This is a genomic window from Streptomyces sp. NPDC001222, assembly GCF_042896945.1.
In the GTDB taxonomy this organism is placed as follows: domain Bacteria; phylum Actinomycetota; class Actinomycetes; order Streptomycetales; family Streptomycetaceae; genus Streptomyces; species Streptomyces gibsoniae.
This window is the reverse complement of sequence record NZ_JBIAXT010000013.1, coordinates 17,549-39,693: the sequence shown is the minus strand read 5'-3', so window position 1 is coordinate 39,693 and position 22,145 is coordinate 17,549. Positions and strand designations below refer to the sequence as shown.

General features: G+C 71.9%; 22 protein-coding genes. 12 read left to right on the top strand and 10 right to left on the bottom strand.

Annotation, left to right across the window (positions count from 1 at the left end):
- The first annotated feature begins 29 nt into the window (after window positions 1–29).
- The 4 genes from ACFY2Z_RS19285 to ACFY2Z_RS19270 all read left to right on the top strand — a co-directional run bounded on the left by ACFY2Z_RS19285 (window position 30) and on the right by ACFY2Z_RS19270 (window position 3,682).
- A complete protein-coding gene (locus tag ACFY2Z_RS19285) occupies window positions 30–1,001 on the top strand; it encodes an NADPH:quinone oxidoreductase family protein (protein WP_390745318.1) in 972 nt (323 codons plus the stop codon).
- Entirely contained in the window at window positions 998–2,182 is a 1,185-nt protein-coding gene (locus ACFY2Z_RS19280) for an acyl-CoA dehydrogenase family protein (RefSeq protein WP_390745317.1), read from the top strand. The genes ACFY2Z_RS19285 and ACFY2Z_RS19280 overlap by 4 nt, the downstream gene beginning before the upstream one ends.
- A complete protein-coding gene (locus ACFY2Z_RS19275; RefSeq protein WP_390745316.1) occupies window positions 2,179–3,288 on the top strand; it encodes an acyl-CoA dehydrogenase family protein in 1,110 nt (369 codons plus the stop codon). Before ACFY2Z_RS19280 ends, ACFY2Z_RS19275 begins: the two co-directional genes overlap by 4 nt.
- 199 nt (window positions 3,289–3,487) lie before the next feature.
- Window positions 3,488–3,682: a hypothetical protein gene (locus ACFY2Z_RS19270; RefSeq protein ID WP_390745315.1), complete on the top strand. Its 195-nt coding sequence runs from the start codon at window positions 3,488–3,490 to the stop codon at window positions 3,680–3,682.
- 44 nt (window positions 3,683–3,726) lie between these two features.
- On the opposite strand, the gene ACFY2Z_RS19265 is transcribed toward ACFY2Z_RS19270, so the two are convergent.
- Window positions 3,727–4,956: a phosphodiester glycosidase family protein gene (locus tag ACFY2Z_RS19265; protein ID WP_390745314.1), complete on the bottom strand. Its 1,230-nt coding sequence runs from the start codon at window positions 4,954–4,956 to the stop codon at window positions 3,727–3,729.
- A 76-nt stretch (window positions 4,957–5,032) separates the two neighbouring features.
- On the bottom strand, window positions 5,033–5,389 hold the full coding sequence (locus ACFY2Z_RS19260) for a DUF779 domain-containing protein (protein ID WP_390745459.1): 357 nt from the start codon (window positions 5,387–5,389) through the stop codon (window positions 5,033–5,035).
- A 238-nt stretch (window positions 5,390–5,627) separates the two neighbouring features.
- Between ACFY2Z_RS19260 and asnB the strand changes: the two genes are divergently transcribed.
- The 3 genes from asnB (at window position 5,628) to ACFY2Z_RS19245 (ending at window position 9,865) form a co-directional block, all read left to right on the top strand.
- A complete protein-coding gene (asnB, locus tag ACFY2Z_RS19255; protein ID WP_390745313.1) occupies window positions 5,628–7,499 on the top strand; it encodes an asparagine synthase (glutamine-hydrolyzing) in 1,872 nt (623 codons plus the stop codon).
- Window positions 7,499–8,899 carry a type III glutamate--ammonia ligase gene (glnT, locus tag ACFY2Z_RS19250; RefSeq protein WP_390745312.1) on the top strand — a complete coding sequence of 467 codons (1,401 nt, stop codon included), beginning with the start codon at window positions 7,499–7,501 and terminating at the stop codon, window positions 8,897–8,899. The genes asnB and glnT overlap by 1 nt, the downstream gene beginning before the upstream one ends.
- Window positions 8,900–9,055: 156 nt before the next feature.
- A complete protein-coding gene (locus ACFY2Z_RS19245; protein ID WP_390745311.1) occupies window positions 9,056–9,865 on the top strand; it encodes a hemerythrin domain-containing protein in 810 nt (269 codons plus the stop codon).
- Between the two features lie 80 nt (window positions 9,866–9,945).
- On the opposite strand, the gene ACFY2Z_RS19240 is transcribed toward ACFY2Z_RS19245, so the two are convergent.
- Genes ACFY2Z_RS19240 through ACFY2Z_RS19225 form a run of 4 tightly spaced genes read right to left on the bottom strand, consistent with a single transcriptional unit; the run spans window position 9,946 to window position 14,286 of the window.
- Window positions 9,946–10,923, bottom strand: a complete 978-nt coding sequence (locus ACFY2Z_RS19240) for an alpha-ketoacid dehydrogenase subunit beta (protein WP_390745310.1) — start codon at window positions 10,921–10,923, stop codon at window positions 9,946–9,948.
- 17 nt (window positions 10,924–10,940) lie between these two features.
- Window positions 10,941–12,038: a pyruvate dehydrogenase (acetyl-transferring) E1 component subunit alpha gene (gene pdhA, locus ACFY2Z_RS19235; RefSeq protein WP_390745309.1), complete on the bottom strand. Its 1,098-nt coding sequence runs from the start codon at window positions 12,036–12,038 to the stop codon at window positions 10,941–10,943.
- Between the two features lie 40 nt (window positions 12,039–12,078).
- A complete protein-coding gene (gene leuA, locus ACFY2Z_RS19230; protein WP_390745308.1) occupies window positions 12,079–13,797 on the bottom strand; it encodes a 2-isopropylmalate synthase in 1,719 nt (572 codons plus the stop codon).
- Between the two features lie 18 nt (window positions 13,798–13,815).
- A complete protein-coding gene (locus tag ACFY2Z_RS19225) occupies window positions 13,816–14,286 on the bottom strand; it encodes an anthrone oxygenase family protein (RefSeq protein ID WP_390745307.1) in 471 nt (156 codons plus the stop codon).
- A 295-nt stretch (window positions 14,287–14,581) separates the two neighbouring features.
- Here ACFY2Z_RS19225 and ACFY2Z_RS19220 point away from each other — a divergent pair, with 295 nt between their 5' ends.
- The 5 genes from ACFY2Z_RS19220 (at window position 14,582) to ACFY2Z_RS19200 (ending at window position 20,242) form a co-directional block, all read left to right on the top strand.
- Window positions 14,582–15,583 (top strand): beta-ketoacyl-ACP synthase III, encoded by a 1,002-nt coding sequence (locus ACFY2Z_RS19220; protein ID WP_390745306.1) that lies wholly within the window; start codon window positions 14,582–14,584, stop codon window positions 15,581–15,583.
- A complete protein-coding gene (locus ACFY2Z_RS19215) occupies window positions 15,580–17,184 on the top strand; it encodes a methylmalonyl-CoA mutase (protein WP_390745305.1) in 1,605 nt (534 codons plus the stop codon). The genes ACFY2Z_RS19220 and ACFY2Z_RS19215 overlap by 4 nt, the downstream gene beginning before the upstream one ends.
- A gap of 105 nt (window positions 17,185–17,289) precedes the next feature.
- Complete coding sequence (locus tag ACFY2Z_RS19210; protein WP_390745304.1) at window positions 17,290–17,727, top strand: cobalamin B12-binding domain-containing protein; 438 nt, start codon at window positions 17,290–17,292, stop codon at window positions 17,725–17,727.
- A gap of 135 nt (window positions 17,728–17,862) precedes the next feature.
- The gene (locus ACFY2Z_RS19205) at window positions 17,863–19,206 is read left to right on the top strand and encodes an acyltransferase domain-containing protein (protein ID WP_390745303.1); all 1,344 of its coding nucleotides are present in this window, start codon (window positions 17,863–17,865) and stop codon (window positions 19,204–19,206) included.
- Between the two features lie 238 nt (window positions 19,207–19,444).
- Window positions 19,445–20,242 (top strand): BTAD domain-containing putative transcriptional regulator, encoded by a 798-nt coding sequence (locus ACFY2Z_RS19200; RefSeq protein ID WP_390745302.1) that lies wholly within the window; start codon window positions 19,445–19,447, stop codon window positions 20,240–20,242.
- A gap of 146 nt (window positions 20,243–20,388) precedes the next feature.
- Here the strand turns inward: ACFY2Z_RS19200 and ACFY2Z_RS19195 are convergent, their stop codons facing one another.
- From ACFY2Z_RS19195 to ACFY2Z_RS19180, 4 genes are all read right to left on the bottom strand, one after another.
- A complete protein-coding gene (locus tag ACFY2Z_RS19195) occupies window positions 20,389–20,658 on the bottom strand; it encodes a hypothetical protein (RefSeq protein WP_390745301.1) in 270 nt (89 codons plus the stop codon).
- Between the two features lie 77 nt (window positions 20,659–20,735).
- Entirely contained in the window at window positions 20,736–21,041 is a 306-nt protein-coding gene (locus ACFY2Z_RS19190; RefSeq protein ID WP_311691502.1) for an antibiotic biosynthesis monooxygenase, read from the bottom strand.
- Window positions 21,038–21,364 carry an antibiotic biosynthesis monooxygenase family protein gene (locus ACFY2Z_RS19185; RefSeq protein ID WP_390745300.1) on the bottom strand — a complete coding sequence of 109 codons (327 nt, stop codon included), beginning with the start codon at window positions 21,362–21,364 and terminating at the stop codon, window positions 21,038–21,040. Before ACFY2Z_RS19185 ends, ACFY2Z_RS19190 begins: the two co-directional genes overlap by 4 nt.
- A 3-nt stretch (window positions 21,365–21,367) precedes the next feature.
- Window positions 21,368–22,117, bottom strand: a complete 750-nt coding sequence (locus ACFY2Z_RS19180; protein WP_390745299.1) for an SDR family NAD(P)-dependent oxidoreductase — start codon at window positions 22,115–22,117, stop codon at window positions 21,368–21,370.
- Between the last annotated feature and the right edge of the window lie 28 nt (window positions 22,118–22,145).

Here is a 22,145-nt window from a genome sequence, read left to right as displayed (position 1 = left end):
CGACCAGCACAGCCCTCTGGAGGCCGCGCATGCAGGCATGGCAAGTGCACGAGAACGGTGAGCCGAGCGAGGTGATGCGACTCGCGGAGGTGGAGCCGCCCACGCCCGGCGACGGCCAGGTCCTGCTGAAGGTGCGGGCCGCGAACGTCAACTTCCCGGACGCCCTGCTGTGCCGCGGCCAGTACCAGATCACGCCGCCGCTGCCGTTCACACCGGGCGTCGAGATCTGCGCGCAGACCGAGGACGGACGGCGGGTGATCGCCAACCCGGTGCTGCCCCACGGAGGCTTCGCCGAGTACGCCGTCGCCGATGCAGCGGCCCTGCTGCCCGCCCCCGAGGCCCTCGACGACGCCGAGGCCGCGGCCCTGCACATCGGCTACCAGACGGGCTGGTTCGGTCTGCACCGCCGGGCCGGTCTGCAGGCCGGCGAGACACTGCTCGTCCACGCTGCCGCCGGAGGGGTCGGCAGCGCGGCCGTGCAGTTGGGCAAGGCCGCCGGCGCCACCGTCATCGGCGTCGTCGGCGGCGCCGACAAGGCCGCCGTGGCCCGCGAACTGGGCTGCGACGCCGTGATCGACCGCCGCGCCGAGGACGTCATCGCCGCCGTGAAGGAGGCCACCGGCGGCCGGGGCGCCGATGTGATCTACGACCCGGTGGGCGGTCAGGCCTACGCGCAGTCCGCGAAGGTCGTCGCCTTCGAGGGACGCATCGTCGTCGTGGGCTTCGCCAGCGGCCAGATCCCGAGCCCCGCGCTCAACCACGCCCTCGTCAAGAACTACTCCATCGTCGGGCTGCACTGGGGCCTGTACAACACCAAGAACCCGAAGCTGATCCAGCACTGCCACGAGCAGCTCACCGAGCTGGCCGCACAGGGTGCGATCAAGCCGCTGGTGAGCGAGCGGGTGCCGCTGGGCGAGGCCGCGGACGCCGTGCAGCGCGTCGCCGACGGCGTCACCACCGGCCGGATCGCCGTCGTACCGGAGAACGGAGCCGCCGTATGACCGACGCAGCCGAACTGCGCGAGCGCACCCGCTCGTTGCTGGCCGCCCACCCGCCCGCCGGCACCGACCGACTCGACTTCCTGCGGGCTCAGTTCGACGCCGGACTCGCCTGGGTGCACTACCCGGAGGGCCTCGGCGGCCTCGGCGCCTCGCGTTCGCTCCAGCCGGTCGTCGACGCCGAACTCCAGGCCGCGGGCGCGCCCGACAACGACCCGCGGCGCAACGGCATCGGCCTCGGCATGGCCGCGCCGACGATCCTGCGCTACGGCACCGAGGAACAGCAGCGCCGCTACCTCCGGCCCCTGTGGACGGGCGAGGAGGTGTGGTGCCAGCTGTTCAGCGAGCCCGGCGCGGGCTCCGACCTCGCGGCGCTCGGCACGCGTGCCGTTCGCGGCGAGTCGGGGGACTGGATCGTCAACGGGCAGAAGGTGTGGACCTCCGGCGCCCATCTCGCCCGCTGGGCCATCCTCATCGCCCGCACGGACCCGGACCTGCCCAAGCACCAGGGCATCACCTACTTCATCTGCGACATGACCGACCCCGGCGTCGAGGTCCGGCCGCTGCGGCAGATCACCGGTGAGGCCGAGTTCAACGAGGTGTTCCTCACCGACGTCCGCATCCCCGACGACCGCCGCCTCGGCGAGATCGGCGACGGCTGGCGTGTCGCACAGACCACCCTGATGAACGAGCGCGTCTCCATCGGCGGCATGCGGATCCCGCGTGAGGGCGGCATGATCAACCCGGTCGTGCGGACCTGGCGCGAGCGGCCCGAACTGCGCACCCCCGACCTGCATCAGCGGCTGCTGACGCTGTGGGTCGAGGCCGAGGTCGTCCGGCTCACCGGCGAACGGCTGCGCCAGCAGCTCGCCGCGGGCCAGCCCGGCCCCGAGGGCTCCGGCATGAAGCTCGCCTTCGCCCGCCTCAACCAGGAGATCAGCGGTCTGGAGGTGGAACTCCGCGGCGAGGAGGGCCTGTTCTACGACGACTGGACACTGCGCCGGCCCGAACTCGTCGACTTCACCGGCCGTGACGCGGGTTATCGCTATCTGCGCGCCAAGGGCAACAGCATCGAGGGCGGGACCAGCGAGGTCCTGCTGAACATCGTCGCCGAGCGTGTCCTGGGCCTGCCCGCCGAGCCGCGCACCGACAAGGACGTCGCGTGGAAGGACCTGTCCCGATGAACTCGCAGCCGACGCAGCCCGATCTGCTGTACTCGGAGGAGGAAGAGGCGCTGCGCGCCGCCGTCCGGGACCTCCTGACCGACCACTGCGACCCCGCGGGCGTCCTCGCCCGCGCCGAGTCGGACACCCCCCACGACCGCGCTCTGTGGAAGGCGCTCACGGAGGGCATGGGTCTCGCGGGGCTGCTGGTGCCGGAGTCCCTGGGCGGACAGGGCGCCTCGCACCGCGAGACGGCGGTCGTCCTCGAGGAGTTGGGGCGCGCGGTCGCCCCGGTGCCGTATCTGACGAGCGCCGTCGTGGCGACCGAGGCCCTGCTCGCCTGCGACGGCGACGAGGCCGCCGGTCTGCTGGCGGAGCTCGCGTCCGGCCGCAAGGTGGGCGCGCTCGCGGTCGGGCTCTCCGCCGGTCCCACGGGCGCCCCCGTCGCCGTACGGCCGGACGGCGGGCTGCTGCACGGGGAGGTGACCGCCGTCGCGGACGCGGCCGTCGCCGATGTGCTGCTCGTCCCCGCCGGGGACGGTGCCCTCTACGCGGTGGACGCGGCCGACGTGACCGTCACCCCGCATGTGTCCTTCGACCTCACCCGGCCGCTCGCGGCCGTCACCTTCGACGGGGCGCCGGGACGCCGGCTCACGGAGGACGCCGGGACGGCCGTGCGACGCGCCCTGCGCGCCGGGGCCGGACTGCTCGCCTCCGAACAACTCGGCCTCGCCGACTGGTGCCTGACCGAGACCGTGCGCTATCTCAAGGAGCGCAAGCAGTTCAACCGGCCCGTCGGCGGGTTCCAGGCGCTCAAGCACCGGCTCGCACAGCTGTGGCTGGAGGTCGTGGGTGTGCGGGCCGCCGCGCGCAACGCCGCCGACGCGCTCGCCACGGACAGCGCGGACGCCGACGTCGCGGTCGCCGTCGCCGCGGCCTACGCGGCCCCCGTCGCCGTGCACGCCGCCGAGGAGGCCGTCCAGTTGCACGGCGGGATCGGAATGACCTGGGAGCACCCGGTCCATCTGTATCTCAAGCGGGCGAAGGCGGATGTGACCGCCTACGGGAGTGCCGGACGCCACCGTGCGGCACTGGCCGAACTGGTTGACCTGCGGCCCGCGTTGTAGCCGGCCGCGCAACGGGCCCGTCGCCCCGTGGCGGCGGGCCGGTCGTGCGCCCGCCGCCCGGCGAAGATGAACCCCCGATTCCCAAAAGCCATGGGAGAACCACACGTTCGGGGGACACGTCAGCCGCCCGGACCAACCCTTCGCTACGCCACACTTGCGGCCGAAAGCCGCGTCATGGGCGTGGCGAAGGAGGGTGACGATGGCCGTTTCCATCTCTGTGGTGCTGTTGCTCCTGATCATTGCGGTGATCTACATCCGCAACGGCGCGCTGAAGATCTCCCATGCGCTGATCTGCATACTGCTCGGCTTCTTCCTGGCGAGTTCCAGCATGGCTCCGACGCTTCACCAGGGCCTCGCGGCGACGGCGCAGATCGTCAGCGGTCTGCGCCCCTGACCGTCGGAGAGCGACCGTCAGGGGCGACTGTTCCGAGCCGGACGTCAGGAGGCGGAGAAGACCCCGATTCCGTTGGCCACCGCGCGCTCGACGCCTCCGCTGGGGTGGTTGCGCACGGTCACCGCGCTCTCGCCCTCCAGCCGGGTGACCAGCGTCGTGGAGCCGCCGCCGTCCAGGTTGAAGCCGTCGGTGGCGCCCAGCCGCCGTAGCGTGGCGGCGAGTTCGGCGAGGGTGAGACCGTGGCGGTAGGCGGCCGCGCCGTCCAGTGCGAGAAGCAGCAGGCGCCGGCCGCCGTCCTCGATGCCCACCGCCGTCCGCACGGCGGACGTCCTGTCGTCGAGGCCGGCCGAGGGCACACCGCCCCGCAGGAGGGGGAAACCGCCGACGGCGAAGCGGTACGGGATGCCGGACGAGGCCGCCACCAGCCGCTGCCGCACCTGGATCGCCTCGCCCCTGTACAGGGTGCGCAAGTGCCGGGCGCCCGCCTCGCGGCCGACCAGCACGGTGGTGCCGGCGGCGACGGGACCGCCACCGGGCCGGGCGGCGGTCGCGACGACCCGGCCCTTTCTGACCGTCACCTCGTAGGTGTCGGTGCTGCACGGTGCGGCCCGGTCGGTGTCGGTGCCGCAGACCGCCCGCATCCGTGAGGCCGTGCCCCAGTCCGAGGTGTACGCCCCGATGGATCCCACCGGCAGCGCGTACTGATTCAGCCCGCGCAGGGCCAGCCGTCCGTAGGGCGTGCGCACCGAGCCGCTCAGGGACAGCCGGTCCAGCCGGGCTCTGCGGTCGGTGCCCACCCCGAGCACGTCCTGGGTGTCGGCACCCGGCGGCAGGGCGGGCCCGAAGCGCTGCCCGTTCGGGACGGCGGCCTTGAGCTCGTGCCCGCCCGCGATCGCCGGGCCGTCGCTGGCGCCGGTCGCCTCCACCCCCGGGTGCTGGGTCTCGGTGATGTCGAAGAAGTCGCCGTTGATCCCCGCGACCGCCCCGTGCGGGCCGGCGAGCCGCGAGACGGTGGCCCGGGCGGCGACGGCGCCCGGATAGAGCAGATCGACCCGCACATGGGGATCCCGCAGGTCGACGGTGATCAGATGTGCGTGGGCCGTCCCGTGGGCCGCGGGGATGTCGAACTGGCTGTACCGGACGCCGGGAGCGACCGTCCGGGCGCTCTGCACACCAGTGGCCGGCGCCGCCCCCACGAGGGCCGCACCGGCCAGTGCGCTCCATGCCAAGAGAGTTGTCAGTACCGTTCTGAGCCGTCTGTCGCGAGGCCTCATTGTTCCCCCTGATGTCTCGTCAACGTGCGCAGGACTCAGGGGAAGTGCAGCAGACGGCGGTGTCCCGTGGGGTGTATCAGGCGTCTACGACGCGAGAACGGATGAGAAAACGCACTCCTTCGGGTGCCTCCAGGGAGAAGCCGCTGCCCCGGCCGGCCACGACGTCGACGATCAGCCGGGTGTGGCTCCACACCTCGTACTGCTTCCTCGACATCCAGAAACCGACCGGCTCGTCGAACCCGGCGACCTCCAGCTCCGCGAGCAGGACGTCCGAGTCGCCGGTGCGGAACTCGCCCTCGGGGTAGCACATCGGGGCGCTGCCGTCGCAGCACCCGCCGGACTGGTGGAACATCAGCGGGCCGTGGGTCTCCCGCAGCCGGCGCACCAGTTCGGCGGCCGCGGGGGTCAGCTCCACGCGCGGGATCATGTCCATGGTCACCCGCACAGTCCAGCGCAGGGCACGTTGCAACGACGTTGCGCACATGGAGACGCCCGTCGCGTACGAGGTGGCGAGCTCGGGGGAGCGCGCCCACCGGGGCCGTGACGCGCCCCTGCCGCGACGCCTACCGGGACACCAGATCGCCTCGAACGGTCGCCACCACCATGGGGCGGGTTGCGGTGATGGTCACGCCCGCCACTGGGGCGGGCGCCGTCGGAAGGAGCCAGAAGGCATGTGCGGAATCGCCGGATGGGCCGACTTCGAGCGCGATATTTCCGCCGAGCGGCCGGTCGTACGAGCCATGACGGACACCCTGGCCTGCCGAGGGCCCGACGGGGACGGCGTCTGGGTGAGCGCCCACGCGGGCTTCGGGCACACCCGCAACGCGGTCATCGACATCCCCGGCGGCGGCCAGCCCATGGTCGTGGAGGAGGACGGACGGCTGCTCGCCGCCGTCACCTACAACGGGGAGATCTACAACTTCCGTGAGCTGCGCACCGAACTGGAGGCACGCGGCCACCGGTTCCGTACCCGCTGTGACACCGAGGTGGTGATCCGCGGGTACCTGGAGTGGGGCGAGAGGTGCGGGGAGCACTTCAACGGCATGTTCGCCTTCGGCGTCTGGGACGCCCGGAGCGAGGAACTCGTGCTGATCCGCGACCAGATGGGCATCAAGCCGCTGCTGTACAAGCTGACGCCCACCGGCATCGTCTTCGGTTCCGAGGCCAAGGCGCTGCTCGCCCACCCCGACATCGCCACCGTGGTGGACGGCGACGGGCTGCGCGAGCTGCTCGCCCAGACCAAGTCCCCGGGCACCTCGATCTACGCCGACATCCGCGAGGTGCTGCCCGGCAGCGTGCTCCGCTTCAGCCGCAGGGGAGTCAGCGAGCACCGCTACTGGGAGCTGACCGCCCGCCCACACACCGACGACCTGCCCACCACCGTCGCGCAGATCCGCGAGCGGCTGGAGGCCGTCGTCGCCCGGCAACTCGTCGCCGACGTACCGCGCGGCATCCTGCTCTCCGGCGGACTCGACTCCAGCGTGCTGACCGCGCTCGCCGCCCGCTGGGTCGCCGCGCACGACGAGCCGCGGCTGCGGACCTTCTCCCTCACCCTGACCGGTGCGGACGGCTTCCGCGCCGACGAGATGCGCGGCACCTCGGACGCCCCGTACGCGGCCGAGATGGCCCGGCATGTCGGCGCCCTGCACGAGGAGATCGCGCTGCCCGCCGCCGAACTCGCCGCCCCCGAGGTCCGGCTCGCCACCATCGTCACCCAGGACATGCCGACGATGTTCGGCGACATGGACGCCTCCGCCTATCTGCTGTCGAAGGCCGTGCGCGAGAAGGCCACCATGGTCCTGTCCGGCGAGACGGCGGACGAGGTGTTCGGCGGCTTCTCGTGGGTGCACAACGAGCAGGTCGTCTCGGCCGAGACATTCCCGTGGATGGCCATCATGCACGTCTTCGAGCCCACCCACCCCGGCCTCGGCCTCGGGCTGCTCGATCCGGGCCTGCTGCAGAAGCTCGACCTGCGCGGCTATGTGGCCCAGCGCTATCGCGAGGCCCTCGCGGACGTCCCCGTGCTGCCCGGCGAGGGCGCCCATGAGCGGCGGATGCGGGAGGTCATCCATCTGCATCTGACGCGCTGGCTGGGCGTGCTCCTGGACCGCAGCGACCGGCTCGGCATGGGCCCGGCCCTGGAGATGCGGGTGCCGTACTGCGACCACGAGTTCGTCGACTACGTCTTCAACACCCCCTGGGCGATGAAGAACCACGACGGCCGTGAGAAGAGCCTGCTGCGCTCGATCGCCGAGGACCTGGTCCCGGCGTCCGTCCTCGACCGGCAGAAGAGCCCCTACCCGGTCACCCAGGACCTCGGCTACCTCACCGAACTCTGCCGTCAGCTGCGCGATGTGCTCGCCGACCCGAACGCCCCCGTGCGGCCGTTCGTCAACCTCCCGGCCGCGCGCGCCGTCGCCGCCGACCCCCAGCAGGTCGCGGGCCGCCCCGGGGTCTGGGCGTGGATCTGCCGGCTGGACATCGAGATGCTCCTCAGCCTCAACATGTGGCTGGCGCACTACCGGGTGCAGGTGAACCTCTGATGTTCGGATACGGACACCCCCTCGTGCCCCGGCTGCCCGAACCGCCCGAGAGCGCCGAGGACTTCCTCCACGCCGTCGTCCGCGACGACATCGAGTTCGTCCTCGCCATGTTCGTCAACATCGACGGCAAGCCCTGCTGCAAACTCGTCCCCGCCGCGGCCGTCCCCGAGCTGCTCGAGGAGGGCCTCGGCTTCGCGGGCCACGCCGTCGGCGCCATCGGCCAGTCCCCGGCCGACCCCGACCTGGTGGCCGTACCGGACGTGTCCACGTACACCGTGCTGCCCTGGCGCACCGGCCTGGCCGCGGTCATGTGCGACCCGCACGTCGGCGGCGCCCCCTGGCCGTACGCCCCACGGGTGATCCTGCGGCGCCGGCTCGCCGCGCTCGCGGACCGGGGCATGCAGTTCAAGGTCGGCGCCGAACCGGAGTACTTCCTCGTCCGGCGCACCCCCGACGGGGGCATCGCGGTCGCCGACGACGAGGACACCGCGGAACTGCCGTGCTACGACGCCCGCGGACTCGGCCGCTCCCTCGACCATGTCGCGGCCGTCAGCCGGGCCCTGACCGCGCTCGGCTGGGGCAACTACTCCAACGACCACGAGGACGCGAACGGGCAGTTCGAGCACGACTTCGCGTACGCGGACGCGCTCGTCACCGCCGACCGTGTGATCCTCTTCCGCTATCTGGTGCAGATGCTGGCCCGCGAGGCGGGACTGCTCGCGACCTTCATGCCGAAGCCCTTCGGCCGTCTCACCGGCAGCGGACTGCATCTGCACATGAGCCTGTGGGACCGCGCCTCCGGCACCGAGCTCTTCCGCGGTGCCAACGACGCCCGGGGCCTCGGGATGTCCGACCTCGGGTACTCGTTCATCGGCGGGGTGCTCGCGCACGCGCCCGGGGTCGTCGGCTTCGGCTGCCCCACGGTCAACTCCTACAAGCGGCTCGCGGCGCGGGACGCGACCGCCTCCGGCTCCAGCTGGGCGCCGACCTGGGCGACGTACGGCGGGAACAACCGCACCCAGATGCTCCGGGTGCCCGCGCCGGGCCGGGTGGAGGCGCGGTGCGTCGACTCCTCCGCCAACCCCTATCTGGCCATGACCGCGCTGCTCGCGGCCGGTCTCGACGGTATCGACCATGGGATGGACCCGGGGGCGCCCAACGAGGCGAACCTGGAGCGCGACGGAGGCCGGGGCGGCGCTCCCGCGCACTCCGCGCTCCCCGCGACCCTGGCCGACGCGGCTGCCGCCGTCAGCGCCGACCCTGTTCTCAGGGAGGCCTTCGGTAAGGTGTCGGGCGGCGAATTCGTCGACTACTACGCCCAGTTGAAGCAGAGCGAGTTCGACACGTACCACCGGCGGGTCGGGGACTGGGAGATCGAGCAGTACCTCACCGCGTTCTGACGGCACACCGGTCGTCCGTACGCCTTCCCGTCATCCGAACCGTCCCGTGCGCCCCGGTCCCGCGCCTCCCGCGCGGGGCCGGGGCCACGACGCGTGAAGCCGGCCGCCTGCCCGCGCCGGCCCCTGAACGGCCCCGACCACCGCAAGGAGTCACGCATGTCCGAAGGATTCCAGCTGGACGCCGAGGGGAAGATCACCGCGGCGACCTCCTTCCTCATGATCCACCACGCGTTACGGCGCGACGCCGTCCGCTTCCCCCACGCCCTGGCCGCCCTGAACCCGCACGACGCCGAGCAGGCGCAGCGGCTTGCCGGACACTGGAAGCTCTACCACTGGGCGCTCGCCGACCACAGCGAGAACGAGGACGACAGCCTCTTCCCGCTGGTCACCTCGCGCGCCGGGGAACTCGCGCCGGTCATGGTCGAGTTGGAGAAGGACCACGCGGACCTCGACCGCGAACTCGAGGAGATCACCCGGCAGATGGAGCGGCTGCCGGAGGCCGATGCGATCGAGGCGGCCCGGGCCGCGACCGAGCGTCTGCACACGCATCTCGAGCGGCATCTCGCGCTGGAGGAGAAGCACATCGTGCCGGTCCTGGTGGACCGGGTCCGGCCCGAGGAGATCGCCGGCGGCCAGGGCGGCGGGGGCCGCGGCCAGAGCGGCGGCCCCGGCGGCGGACCCCAGGGCCCGGGCGGCGGACCCCAGGGCCCGGGCGGTGGGCCCCAGGGCCCGGGCGGCGCGCAGGACGGTGACGGCGGCGCGTACCGGCCGCCGACCTGGCTGGTCTCGGCCTGGACGGACGAGGGCCTGGACCGGGCCGTGACCGAGGCGGTGCTCGCCGCGCTTCCCCCGAAGTTCCAGCAGCAGATGGGCGCAGCCCTCGTCGGCTGGCGCACCGACTACCACCGGCTCGTCGCCGAGGTCTGGCGCGACGTCCCCGCCGACCTGGCACCCGAGGCACCCTGACCCTGGGCACGAGAACGCGGGCCGGGCCGTCACGGGAGGACGGTCCGGCCCGCGTCGTGGATGACGGCGGCGCCCGTGGCTCAGTACGCCAGGGAGCGGTGGACCGCGTCCACCACCCGTTCCAGCTCCGGAAGGTAGGCCTCCTCCAGACGCGACGGCGGGTACGGGGTGTCGTACCCCGTCACCCGGAGCGTCGGTGCCTGGAGGGCGTAGAAGCAGCGCTCGCCGATCGACGCGGCGAGCTCCGCGCCCGGGCCGAGGAAGCCCGGCGCCTCGTGCACCACGACCAGCCGGCCTGTCCGTGCCACCGACGCGGCGACCGTGTCCGTGTCCAGCGGGGAGAGCGAGCGCAGATCGATCACCTCCGCACTGCGCCCCTCCTGGGCGGCGGCCGTCGCCGCGTCCAGACAGACGCGCACGGTGGGGCCGTAGCCGACGAGGGTGACGTCACGGCCCGGCCGGGCCACCCGTGCCGTGTGCAGCGGCAGGGGGGCGCCGGCCCCGGGGTCGAACTCCTCCCGGTCCCAGTAGCGGCGCTTGGGCTCCAGGAAGATCACCGGGTCGTCGCAGGCGACGGACTGCTGGATCATCCAGTACGCGTCGGCCGGACTCGCCGGTGAGACCACCCTCAGGCCCGCGGTGTGCGCGAAGTACGCCTCGGGGGACTCGCTGTGGTGCTCCACCGCGCCGATGCCCCCGCCGTAGGGGATCCGCACGACGACCGGCATCGAGACCCGTCCGCGCGTCCGGGTGCGGATCTTGGCGAGCTGGGAGACGATCTGGTCGAACGCGGGGTAGGCGAACCCGTCGAACTGGATCTCGCAGACCGGCCGGTACCCCCGGAAGGCCAGACCCACCGCGGTGCCGACGATGCCCGACTCGGCGAGCGGGGTGTCGACGACGCGGTCCTCCCCGAAGTCCTTGTGCAGCCCGTCGGTGATCCGGAAGACACCGCCGAGCCGTCCCACGTCCTCACCCATCACGAGGACCTTCCGGTCGCCCTCGAGTGCCTTGCGCAGCCCCAGGTTGAGCGCCTGGGCCAGGGTCGTCGCTGTCATGCCGGTCCTCCGCTCGGTCAGGATGCGTCCTCGAACTGGGCCTGGAAGGCGGTGAACTCCTCGCGCTGGGCGTCGAGGAGCGCGTGCGGGCCGGCGTAGACATGGTCGAAGATAGCCGTCGCGGGCGGGTCCGGCATCGCCCGGCAGCCGCCGCGCACCCGAACCGCCAGTGCCCCTGCCTCCTCGTCGATCTCCTTGAAGAAACCGGCGTCGGCCCGCCCGGTGGTCTCCAGATACGCCCGCAGCCGGACCAGGGGGTCCTGGGCCGCCCAGTCCTCCACCTCCTCGCCCGAGCGATAGCGTGTCGCGTCGTCGGACGTGGTGTGCGGGGCCATCCGGTAGGTGACCGCCTCGACCAGCACCGGTCCCGCCCCGGAGCGGGCGTGCTCCAGCGCGCCCCGGGCCACCGCCAGACAGGCCAGGACGTCGTTGCCGTCGACCCGGATCCCGGGGAAGCCGAAGCCAAGGGCCCGCCGGTACAGGGGCACCCGGGTCTGCCGCTCCAGGGGTTCGGAGATCGCCCACTGGTTGTTCTGGCAGTAGAAGACCACGGGGGCGCCGTAGACCGAGGCGAAGGTGAAGGCCTCGTTCACGTCGCCCTGACTGGTCGCGCCGTCGCCGAAGCACACCAGGACCGCGCCGTCCGCCCCGTCCCGCTGCATGCCCATCGCGTAGCCGACGCCGTGCGGGGCGTGTCCGCCCACCACCACCTGGTAGTTGGCCATGCCCGCCCGGTACGGGTCCCAGCAGCCGTGGGCGGTGCCCCGCCAGAAGCCGAGCATCCCCACCGGGTCCACCCCCCGGCACCAGGCGATGCCGTGCTCCCGGTAACTGGAGAAGACGAAGTCCCGCAGGTCCAGGGCCCGGCCCGCGCCGATCTGGGCCGCCTCCTGGCCGAGCAGGGAGGCCCACAGGCCGAGTTCGCCCTGTCGTTGCAGAGTGGTCGCCTCCGCGTCGAACCGCCGCAGAAGCACCATGTCCCGGTACAGCGACCGCTCCTCCTCGGCGGACAGTTCGAGGGGCCACCGGGGGTCCTCGTCCCTGCGGCCCTCGGGGTCCAGGAGCTGTACCGGAGGCGGCTCGTCCGCCGGTCCGGGCAAGCCCGTTGTGATCATGTTCCGTCCTTTCGGCTGGGAGCGGGTCCGGTCGGGGCGCTCACCGGTGGATGCGGCGGGCCGCGCTGACCATGGCGGCGAGCGAGGCACGCACCAGGTCGGCGTCGATCCCCACCCCCCACGCCGTGCGCCCGTCCGCCGCGCACTCCACATACGCGGCGGCACGCGCGTCACCGCCGGGCGCCAGCGCGTGCTCGGCGTAGTCCAGGACCCGCAGCGGCAGCCCGGCCCCGGCCAGAGCCCGGGCGCAGGCGTCGACGGGACCGGTGCCCGTGCCCGTCAACTCCCGTACGGCACCGGCGAGACGTACCCGGACGGTGAGCGTCACCCCTCCGTCCGGTTCGGTGAGCAGATGGTGGGCGAGCAGTTCCAGCCCCGAGGCGCCCGGATCGCGCCCCGGCAGATACTCGGCGGTGAAGGCCGCCCAGATCTCGGCCGGGGTGACCTCGCCACCCGCCGTGTCGGTGTGCGACTGGATCACCCGGGAGAACTCGATCTGCATCCGCCGCGGCAGCCTGAGGCGGTGCTCGGTGCGCAGCACATGCGCCACCCCGCCCTTGCCGGACTGGCTGTTGACCCGGATGACCGCCTCGTAGCTGCGGCCCACGTCACGCGGGTCGATCGGCAGATAGGGCACCGCCCACGCCAGTCGCTCCACCGGTGTGCCGGTCGTCGCGGCCGTGCGCTCCATCGCCGCGAACCCCTTGGCGATGGCGTCCTGGTGCGAGCCGGAGAACGACGTGTAGACGAGGTCGCCCGCGTACGGATGGCGCGGCGGCACCGGCAGCTGGGTGCACTCCTCGGCGACCCGGCGGATCTCGTCGATCCGGGAGAAGTCGATCCGCGGGTCGATCCCATGGCTGAAGAGGTTCAGCCCCAGGGTCACCAGGTCCACGTTCCCGGTGCGTTCGCCCTGTCCGAACAGACAGCCCTCCACCCGGTCCGCGCCGGCCAGCACCGCCAGCTCAGCCGCGGCGACCGCGGTGCCCCGGTCGTTGTGCGGGTGCACCGACAGGCATACCCACGCGCGCCGGGAGAGATGACGGCTCATCCACTCGACCTGGTCGGCGTAGAGGTTCGGGGTGGCGCGCTCGACGGTCGCGGGCAGATTGAGGATGATCTCCCGGCCGGGGCCCGGCTGCCAGACGTCCATCACCGCCTCGCAGATCTCCAGCGCGAAGTCGGGTTCGGTGTCGGTGAACAGCTCCGGCGAGTACTCGAAGCCCAACTCGGTCTCGGGGCCGAGGACCTTGTCCGCGTACGCCATCACCTGCCGGGTGCCCTCCACGGCGATCCCGGTGCAGCCGGCCCGGTCGGTGCCGAAGACGACCTGCCGGAACAACGGGGAGGTCGCGTTGTACAGGTGCACGGTCGCCCGGTGCGCCCCGGCCACCGACTCCAGCGTGCGGGCGATCAGCTCCTCGCGGGCCTGGGTGAGGACGGAGACGGTCACGTCCTCGGGGATGGCCGCGTCCTTCACGAGGGAGCGCACGAAGTCGAAGTCGGCGCGACTCGCGGCCGGGAAGCCGACCTCGATCTCCTTGTAGCCCATCGCCACCAGCAGGTCGAACATCCGGCGCTTGCGGGTCAGGCCCATCGGGTCGATCAGTGCCTGGTTGCCGTCGCGCAGGTCCGTGGAGAGCCAGCGCGGTGCGGTGCGGGCCGTGCGCGACGGCCAGCTGCGGTCCGGCAGCTCCACCGTCGTGGGCGGCCGGTAGCGGTGGGCCGGCAGGGGACCGGGCCGCTGTCGGTCGGTCATGTCAGTGCTCCTTCGAGGTCACACGGCCACCCAGGCCACCGCGATCGCGTTCAGGGCCAGCCCCAGGAGCGCCAGCACCGTCCGCAGGTGGTGCCAGCCGCGCCACAGCGGCCGGGGGTCCTGCCAGCCCGCCGGGATGGTTCCGGCGTCGACGAGGGCGACCTGGCGGTTGATGGGGACGTTGCACGCCCGGGAGATCACGGAGACCCCGAGCAGCAGCACCCCGGACAGCGCGAACAGCACCTGGATCCAGGCCCGGTCCACCAGCACGGCCAGCACCCAGTCCCCGAGGATCGAGGTGATCACGATGATCGGCATCATCGGGTCGTAGTTGCGGCCGAGCAGTTTGTGCACCTCCACATAGCGGTCGACGGGCAGGTCCATGGCCATCGGGATGACGCTGACGGCCACGGCGAAGAAGACCCCGGAGACGATGCCGCTTCCCAGCAGCACCAGCACGCTCAGTCCATGGGTGAAGAAGGTGCTCAACGTCTTTCGCCTCCTACGCGTCTTTCGCCTCCTGGGTGCGGCAAGCGCCAGCCACCCTGGCAACGCCCGCTGGTGGGCCTCTAGGACCCGCCTGAACGCCAGGCCGGCCCGCCGTCCGGCCACCTCCGCGTCCGGGGGCCGTACCTGCGCTTCCTTCAGTCGTGCTCGATGTCCCGTAGAGCCGCTTTGGAGACCATCGCCGCACGGTCGCCGTCCGCGGGCGGCCCGGACCGCGGCAGGCCCGGGCCGGGTCCGCGCCGGGCGGGGCCGACGTACCCGAGGGAGAGGAAAGAGCGTGTTGCGAGCCAGTTGCCGCCAGGAGCCACGCTTCGGCCGCATCATCGGGGTCGGGGGCTACCGACCGCAGCGGGTCGTGGACAACGGTGAGATCTGCCGGTCCATCGACTCCAGCGAGGAGTGGATCGAGACCAGGTCGGGGATACGGCGCCGCCACTTCGCCACGCGCGAGGAGACCCACGCCGTGATGGGCGCAGCGGCGGCCGAGAAGGCCATCGCCGCGGCGGGACTCGATCCGCTGGACATCGGCTGCGTCATCGTGGCCACCACGACCAATCTGGTCTCGCTGCCCTCCGTCGCGGTGGACGTCGCCCACCGGGTGGGTGCGCGCCGGGCGGGCGCGTTCGACCTGAACGCGGCCTGCGCCGGGTTCTGTTACGCGGTCGGCACCGCCTCGGCGATGATCCGCGGCGGGGAGGCCGACCATGTCCTCGTGGTCGGGGCCGAGCGGCTGACGGACCTGGTGGACCCGACGGACCGGCAGATCGCCTTTCTGCTCGCCGACGGGGCCGGAGCCGCGGTCATCGGACCGTCCGAGGAGCCCGGGATCGGGCCAGTGGTCTGGGGAGCGGACGGCGACCAGCTGGAGGCCGTGGTCATGACCCGTTCCTGGGGCGACTACCGGCATGACGTCGCGGGCCCGCCGCCGGTGATGAGGATGGACGGACGGCGCGTCTTCCGCTGGGCGGTCGACGAGATGGTGAACACCGCCCGCGAGGCGATGAGCGCGGCCGGGGTGACGGCCGACGACCTCGCCGCCTTCATCCCGCACCAGGCCAACATGCGCATCACCGAGGTCCTCGCCAAGGAACTGGCGCTGCCCGCCCATGTCGTGGTGGCGGACGACATCGTCACCACCGGCAACACCAGTTCGGCGTCCATTCCGCTCGCCATGGAGCACATGCTCACCGGCGGTCAGGCCGCGAGCGGGGACCTCGCGCTGCTCATCGGCTTCGGAGCGGGCCTCACCTACGCGGCCCAGGTGGTGCGGCTGCCATGAGCGGACGCCCGCAACACCCGGATGCCGTGGCCGGTGCCACCACCGACGCGGGGATCCCCGTGGATGCCGTGTACACCCCCGAGCGTCATCCGGTGCGTACCCCCGAGCCACCGGGCGAGCCGCCGTTCACCCGCGGGGTACGCCCGCTGATGTACCGCGAGCGGCCGTGGGCCGTGCGCCAGCTGGCCGGGTTCGGCACACCGGAGGACACCAACCGGCGGCTGCGGCTGCTCCTGGAACACGGGGCCACGGCCGTCAACACCGTCTTCGACTTCCCCACCAACCGCGGCTACGACAGCGACGCGCCCCTGGCCCGGGCGGACGCGGGCCAGGGCGGGGTCGCCGTCGACAGCGTGGAGGACATGCTCGCGCTCTACGCCGGGATCCCGCTGGACCAGGTGAGCGTGTCGATCGTGGTCTCCCACCCGGTCGCCGCCGGTGTGGCCCTGGCCATGTACCTGGTGGCCGCCGAACGCCGCGGCTACCGGCCGGAGTCCCTCGCCGGCACCCTGCAGAACGACTTCATGATGGAGACGGTGGTCCTGACCGCGCCGAGCGTGCTGGAGCCCGCCTTCGCCTTCCGGCTGTCCACCGACGTCGTCGAGTACTGCCTGGAGCATGTGCCCCGCTGGAACGCGATCAGCTACACCGGCTACAACTACCGCGAGGCCGGCGCCGACGCCGTGCAGGAGGCCGCGCTGGTCGTGGCGCACGCGGTCGCCACCGCGGAGGAGATGGTCCGGCGAGGCCATCCCGTGGACTCCTTCGCGAGCCGGCTGACCGCGTTCTTCAGCGCGGACAACGACTTCTTCGAGGAGATCGCCAAGTACCGTGCGGCGCGGCGCGTCTACGCCAGGGTGTTCGCCGAACGCCTCGGCGCCCGGGAGCCCCGCAGCCGGATGCTGCGCTACCACGTGCAGACCGCAGGCTCCGCGCTCACCGCGCAGCAGCCCCTGAACAACGTGACCCGGGCCGCGTACCACGCGCTCGCGGCCGTGCTCGGCGGCGCCCAGTCGCTGCACGTCAGCGCCTACGACGAGGCCCTGTCCATTCCCTCGGAGAGCGCGGCGCTGACCGCCCTGCACACTCAGCACATCCTGCGCCACGAGACCGGGGTCGACCGCACGGCGGACCCGCTCGCGGGCAGCCACTACGTGGAGAGCCTCACGGACGCGGTCGAGGAACGGGTGTGCGAACTGCTCGCGCGGATCGACGCGTTGGGCGGTCTGGTGGCCGCCGTGGAACAGGGCTGGGTGCACAAGCACCTGCTCGCCAACGCCTACGACCGCCAGCTCGCGATCGACGACGGCACCCGCACCGTGGTCGGCGTCAACCGCTTCCGCTCCGACGAGCCGCTGCACATCGACCCGTTCCGGGTACCAGCGACCCTGGAGCCGCAGCAGGACAAGCTGCGCCGGCTGCGCGCCGGCCGGGACGGGGCGCGGGTCAGGGCGGCGCTGGACGAGCTCCGCGCCGCGGCCGCCTCGGACCGCAACACCATGCCGCCCCTGCTGGACGCCGTGCGGGCCGGGGCGACGCTCGGGGAGTGCTCGGAGGTCTTCCGCGTCCTCCACGGCGGCTGGCGGCAGCCGCTCATCTGACCGTACCGGGCGGCGGCCGTCCGCCGATCGCAGTCTTCGAACACCCCCGTCCCGAACCGCCGTTGTCTTCGCACCGGCGTTCCGCAGCGATATGAGGAGAGCCAAGTGGACCGCATTCGCGTCGTGATGGCCAAGCCCGGCCTCGACTCCCACTACCGGGGGACCATGGTCGTCAGCCGCTATCTGGTGCAGCAGGGCATGGAGGTCGTCTACGTCGGCAACCAGACGGCCGAGCAGATCGTACGCACCGTACTGACCGAGGACGCCCACGTGCTCGGGCTGTCGAGCCTCTCGGGCAACCATCTGGCGACCGTGCCGCCCATTCTGGCCGGACTGCGTTCCTCCGGACTGCACGACGTGCTGGTCGTCCTTGGCGGAATTGTACCGTCCGCCGATGCGGAGGTGTTGCGCGCGGCCGGGGTGCACGAGATCTTCGGACCGGGAAGTGAGCTGGTCACCATCGCGCGGACGATCAGGGACGGGGTCGCGCGACGCGCGGCCCAGGAGGCTCCCGCCGTTACCGAAGGTATCGCGATGGCCTGAGATGGCCTTTAGAACGCTTCCAGACAACGGTGTTTCGATCGAGCTGCCTGGCCGGTCCGGACCGGATCCGCGTCCGCATCCGCATCCATCCGGGCACCGGGAGCGAGACGTACACCGACGGGAGGCACGGGCCACATGAAGCACCTCGGGGGTCGGGCGGAGCGTGGCGGTGGCGCGGCGGAGTCCTCGGGCGCCGCCGAGCCACGGCTGTTCATCTGGTCGGCGCCGGACGAGAAGGGAGAAACGGTCCTTCGGGAGGAGCTCGCCGCCTGGCTGCAGAAGACGGCGCCCGAGAAGTTCGGCGACACCGCCGACGCCACGGTCCGCCGCTTCGGCGGAGCCCGCACCTCGCACCACACCGTGCGCGGCGCGGTGGTGGCGCGGGACGCCGAGCGCGCGGTCGCCCTGCTGCGCTCGGCCCGTTCACAAGCCCGCACCCGCAGGGGCGCCGGGCCGCGCCCGGTCGCCCTGCTCTTCCCGGGACACGGCTCCCAGCAGCCCCGGATGGGGGCCGGGTTGTACCGCCGGGACCCCGCGTTCACCGCGGCCATGGACGAGTTCTTCGCCGGCTACGAGGCCGCCGGGGGCAAGCCGCTGACCGAGGAGTGGCTCGCCGAGGACCCGAGTGTCTCCATCGACTCCGGCGAGCTGGGCCAGCCGCTGCTGTACGCGGTCGGCCTGGCGCTGGCCCGGATGCTGGAGAGCTGGGGCCCGAGGCCGACGGCCCTGCTCGGGCACAGCATCGGTGAGCTGGCGGCGGCCACCGTCTCGGGTGTGCTCGGGGCGGACGACGGGGCGCGGCTGATGGCCGCGCGGTCCCACACCTATGCGCCGGTTCCGGCCGGCGGACTGCTCGCCGTCGCCGCATCCGTCGAGGAACTCGCCCCCTACGCGGTGGGCGAGGTGAGCGTGGCGGTCGTCAACGGGCCCCGGCAGACGGTGCTGGGCGCACCCGAGGGCCAACTGGCGGAGGTGGAGCGGAGGCTGCGCACGGACGGCTTCCTCGCCCGGCGCGCCCGCATCCCCCAGCCCTTCCACACCCCGCACGCCCTCGTCGCGGCCGAGCTGTTCGAACCGGCCTTCTCGGACGTGCGGTTGACGCCGCCCGTGGTACCGCTCTACTCGTCGGCCACCGGGGCCCGGGTGAGCGAGGAGGAGGCGACCCGGCCGCGGTTCTGGGCGCGCCAGATGTCCGACCCGGTGTTCTTCGGTCCGGCCCTCGACACCCTGCTCTCCGACGACGAGGTCCTGCTGGTCGAGGCCGGTCCCGGCCGGGCCCTGACCACCCTGGCCCTGCGCCATCCCGCGGTCGCGCGGGGCGACAGCGACGCGGTCGCCCTGCTGCCCGCGAGAGGAGACGCCACCGGGAGCGCGGATCGCGAGGAGGCCCTCTGGGTCGCGGCCCGGCTGTGGACGGAGGGCCACTCCCTCGACTGGCGGGCGGTTAATGCCATGGCAAAATTCCGACTGCCGGTTTGAAAGTACTTCCTCCCTTTACTCAGGCCCTCTTGAGCGGTTGTTTTCCGTATGGATAGCCTGCGGAGTCGAATCTCCGTGGTTACCGGACGGTAGCGCTCTTCTGTGTCTGCTTTTTCGTCAGGAAATGTGGTTCAACGTTCATGAATCCCGTTACCGCTGCTGTGAACACGGCACGTCCCGCGGAAGTTGAGTGCGGCTCAGTGTCGGGAATGGATCATCCAATCCGGATGGGGGAAACATGGAGTTCGCGGTGCTGGGCACGTTGATGGCCAGAGAAGGGGACGTCGACTGCACTCCCAGTGCACCCAAACTGCGCAGAGTGCTGGCGACTCTGCTGCTGCGCGCCAACAAGCTGGTCCTCACGGAGACGCTGGCCGAGGAGCTCTGGCAGCACAACCCGCCGCCCACCGCGATGGCGACCCTTCAGACGTATGTCTATCAGTTGCGCAAATCCCTGGGGGCCGACGGTCGTGATCGGGAAGGAATGATTCGAACCCGAACCGACCCTTCCGGATATGTGCTGAACGTCGACCCCGAAAAAGTCGACCTAGTACGCTTCCGCACCCTGCTGGGTCAAGGCCGACGCGCCCTGGAGGAACATCGTCCGGAAAGGGCCTCCGATCTTCTCCACCGGGCACTGTCCCTGTGGCAGGGGCCGGTATTCGGAGGCGTCCGCAGCGGCCCCGTGCTCGAAGGGCACGCGGCGTACCTGGAGGAGGAGCGGATGAACGCCCTGGAGCTGCGGATCGACGCCGACCTGCGGATCGGCCGGCACCGGGAACTCGTCTCCGAGCTGAAGTCGCTCACGGTCACCCATCCCCTCCACGAGTGGTTCCAGAGCCGATTAATGATCGCTCTGCACCTGTCGTCCCGGCGGGGCGAGGCCCTGGAGACCTTCCACCGCTACCGTCACGTCCTTCAGGAGGAGCTCGGCCTCGAGCCCAACCACGAGATACAGCAGGTCCAGAGGGACATACTCAACTGCGAGCCGACGAGCTGGTACGGGATAGACCGCGTCTACCCCTCCGTACGCTGAACCGCAGATCGCTCACTCGCTCACTCACGATCCGCCGCAGCACGGCAACGTCCCCACGCCGCCCGTGCCTCGCACGGGACACCCCTGCAGACGCGAAGGCCCGCAGCCGCCCCAGGCGCGGGCCTTCTGGCGTGCCTGCACCCCCGTCAGAACCGTTCCACCAGCAGCTCCCAGGCCCGGCGTTCGGCCTCGGTGAGCAGGGTGTCCGGCGGCGGCGCCGACAGGGGTGCGGGCGCCGGCCGCAGCGGGGCCCGGTGGCCGCGTCGTGCGCGGGAAGCCTTGCTGATCAGAGCCGCGAGATGGGCGGGCGGCACCGCGCCGTGGTACGCCCCGAGCATGATCAGCCCGTCGACGGCGGCCCGCCCCACGCTCCGCAGGGCGCGCACCAGCCGGCGAGGGCCGGGAATCGGCAGCATGGCAGGTCCTCCGATGGACGTGCGGAAGCCGGGGCGGGGTGACGGATCATCACCTCCGCCCCGGGAGCGGGGAGTTCTCAGTAGGTCGCGCGGACCGCGTACATGTCCCAGGGACGGCGGGTACGGTCCTGATAGGGCCGCAGTCCAGCCGTCTGGCCCTTGTGTTCGGGGCCCTCGTCCCAGGCGTGGAAGGCCTCGAAGCTCTCCCACTCGCTCATCACCGCGAACGCGTCGTCCTCGATCAGCGAGTGCAGCAACTCGTTGCCGAGCAGCCCCGGGGTGTCCGCGAGGGTCTTGCTGATCTCGTGGTACGCCCGCTCGATGACCTCCGGTCCCTCCGCGGGTGCCCGGCAGAACAGCAGGATGCGGATCCGGTCGCTCACCCGGTCACCGCCCGCGGCTTGTCCAGCGCGTGCACCACCGTCATGGTCCACATGGCACCGCCTAAGCGGTACGGGTGCAGCCTGGTGCGGTGCTCCAGGTGCTGGTCGCTCTGCTCGAACTCGCGGAAGCTCGGCTCGTCCACCCACTCGCTGAGGATGTAGTAGACGTGCTCGTCCTCGTCGCTCCGCATCAGCCACTGGCCCAGGTTGGCGGGGTGCCCGGTGACCCCGGTCCCCACCTCCAGCCAGGTGCGCTCGAAGTCCTCCGCCATACCGGGCTTGATCTCGGCCCGCAGCAGGACCCGGAAGCTTCCGGTCGCCATGGCTCAGATCCCCCCGTCGACGTGCAGCGTCTCGCCGGTGACGTACGCCGACAGATCGCTCGCCAGGAACAGCACGGCACCGGCGATCTCGTCGGGGCGGCCCAGCCGGCCCATGCCGGTCAGGCCCCGGTAACGGGTCTGGACGCGTTCCAGCTCCTCCGGGGACGCCTTCTCGAACTCCTCGGTCTCGATGACACCGGGGGCGACCAGATTGACCCGGATGCCCTTCGGGCCCAGCTCCTTCATCAGCGAGCGGGTCAGCCCGATCAGCCCGGCCTTCGCCGCCGTGTAGTGGGCGCGCAGCGGGATGCCGACGACGGCGGCGCGAGAGCCGACGGTGATGATCGAGGAACCCTCCTTCAGCAGCGGCAGCGCCTTCTGGATCACCAGGAAGGGCGCGGTCAGATTGGTGTCGATCACCCGCCGCCACTCCTCCAGCGGAAGCTCCGCGAACGGCACATGACTGATCACCCCGGCGTTGTTGACCAGCACGTCCAGCGCGCCGAGCCGCGCCTCCGTCTCGTCGACGAGCCGCGCCACGGCCTCCGGGTCGCTGACGTCCGCCTTGAGGACGTGGTGGTCGCCGCCGATGGCGGCGAGTTCCTTGACCAGGGCCTCGACCGCCTCCCCGTCGCTGCGGTAGCAGGTGACGACCTTGGCGCCGGCCCGCGCGAACGCCAGGACGATGCCGCGGCCGATCCCGCGGGTGCCGCCGGTGACGAGCACCCTCTTTCCGGTCAGATCGACGTCCATGGTGATGCCTTTCTCGTGATGGTCGGTG

Coding starts and splice junctions, on each gene's coding strand:
- pdhA (WP_390745309.1), bottom strand. CDS start 12,038: ATGATCACAACGGGCTTGCCCGGACCGGCGGACGAGCCGCCTCCGGTA.
- ACFY2Z_RS19245 (WP_390745311.1), top strand. CDS start 9,056: ATGTCCGAAGGATTCCAGCTGGACGCCGAGGGGAAGATCACCGCGGCG.
- asnB (WP_390745313.1), top strand. CDS start 5,628: ATGTGCGGAATCGCCGGATGGGCCGACTTCGAGCGCGATATTTCCGCC.
- ACFY2Z_RS19205 (WP_390745303.1), top strand. CDS start 17,863: ATGAAGCACCTCGGGGGTCGGGCGGAGCGTGGCGGTGGCGCGGCGGAG.
- ACFY2Z_RS19275 (WP_390745316.1), top strand. CDS start 2,179: ATGAACTCGCAGCCGACGCAGCCCGATCTGCTGTACTCGGAGGAGGAA.
- ACFY2Z_RS19200 (WP_390745302.1), top strand. CDS start 19,445: ATGGAGTTCGCGGTGCTGGGCACGTTGATGGCCAGAGAAGGGGACGTC.
- ACFY2Z_RS19285 (WP_390745318.1), top strand. CDS start 30: ATGCAGGCATGGCAAGTGCACGAGAACGGTGAGCCGAGCGAGGTGATG.
- glnT (WP_390745312.1), top strand. CDS start 7,499: ATGTTCGGATACGGACACCCCCTCGTGCCCCGGCTGCCCGAACCGCCC.
- ACFY2Z_RS19185 (WP_390745300.1), bottom strand. CDS start 21,364: ATGGCGACCGGAAGCTTCCGGGTCCTGCTGCGGGCCGAGATCAAGCCC.
- ACFY2Z_RS19260 (WP_390745459.1), bottom strand. CDS start 5,389: ATGGACATGATCCCGCGCGTGGAGCTGACCCCCGCGGCCGCCGAACTG.
- ACFY2Z_RS19240 (WP_390745310.1), bottom strand. CDS start 10,923: ATGACAGCGACGACCCTGGCCCAGGCGCTCAACCTGGGGCTGCGCAAG.
- ACFY2Z_RS19215 (WP_390745305.1), top strand. CDS start 15,580: ATGAGCGGACGCCCGCAACACCCGGATGCCGTGGCCGGTGCCACCACC.
- ACFY2Z_RS19280 (WP_390745317.1), top strand. CDS start 998: ATGACCGACGCAGCCGAACTGCGCGAGCGCACCCGCTCGTTGCTGGCC.
- ACFY2Z_RS19195 (WP_390745301.1), bottom strand. CDS start 20,658: ATGCTGCCGATTCCCGGCCCTCGCCGGCTGGTGCGCGCCCTGCGGAGC.
- ACFY2Z_RS19270 (WP_390745315.1), top strand. CDS start 3,488: ATGGCCGTTTCCATCTCTGTGGTGCTGTTGCTCCTGATCATTGCGGTG.
- ACFY2Z_RS19180 (WP_390745299.1), bottom strand. CDS start 22,117: ATGGACGTCGATCTGACCGGAAAGAGGGTGCTCGTCACCGGCGGCACC.
- leuA (WP_390745308.1), bottom strand. CDS start 13,797: ATGACCGACCGACAGCGGCCCGGTCCCCTGCCGGCCCACCGCTACCGG.
- ACFY2Z_RS19265 (WP_390745314.1), bottom strand. CDS start 4,956: ATGAGGCCTCGCGACAGACGGCTCAGAACGGTACTGACAACTCTCTTG.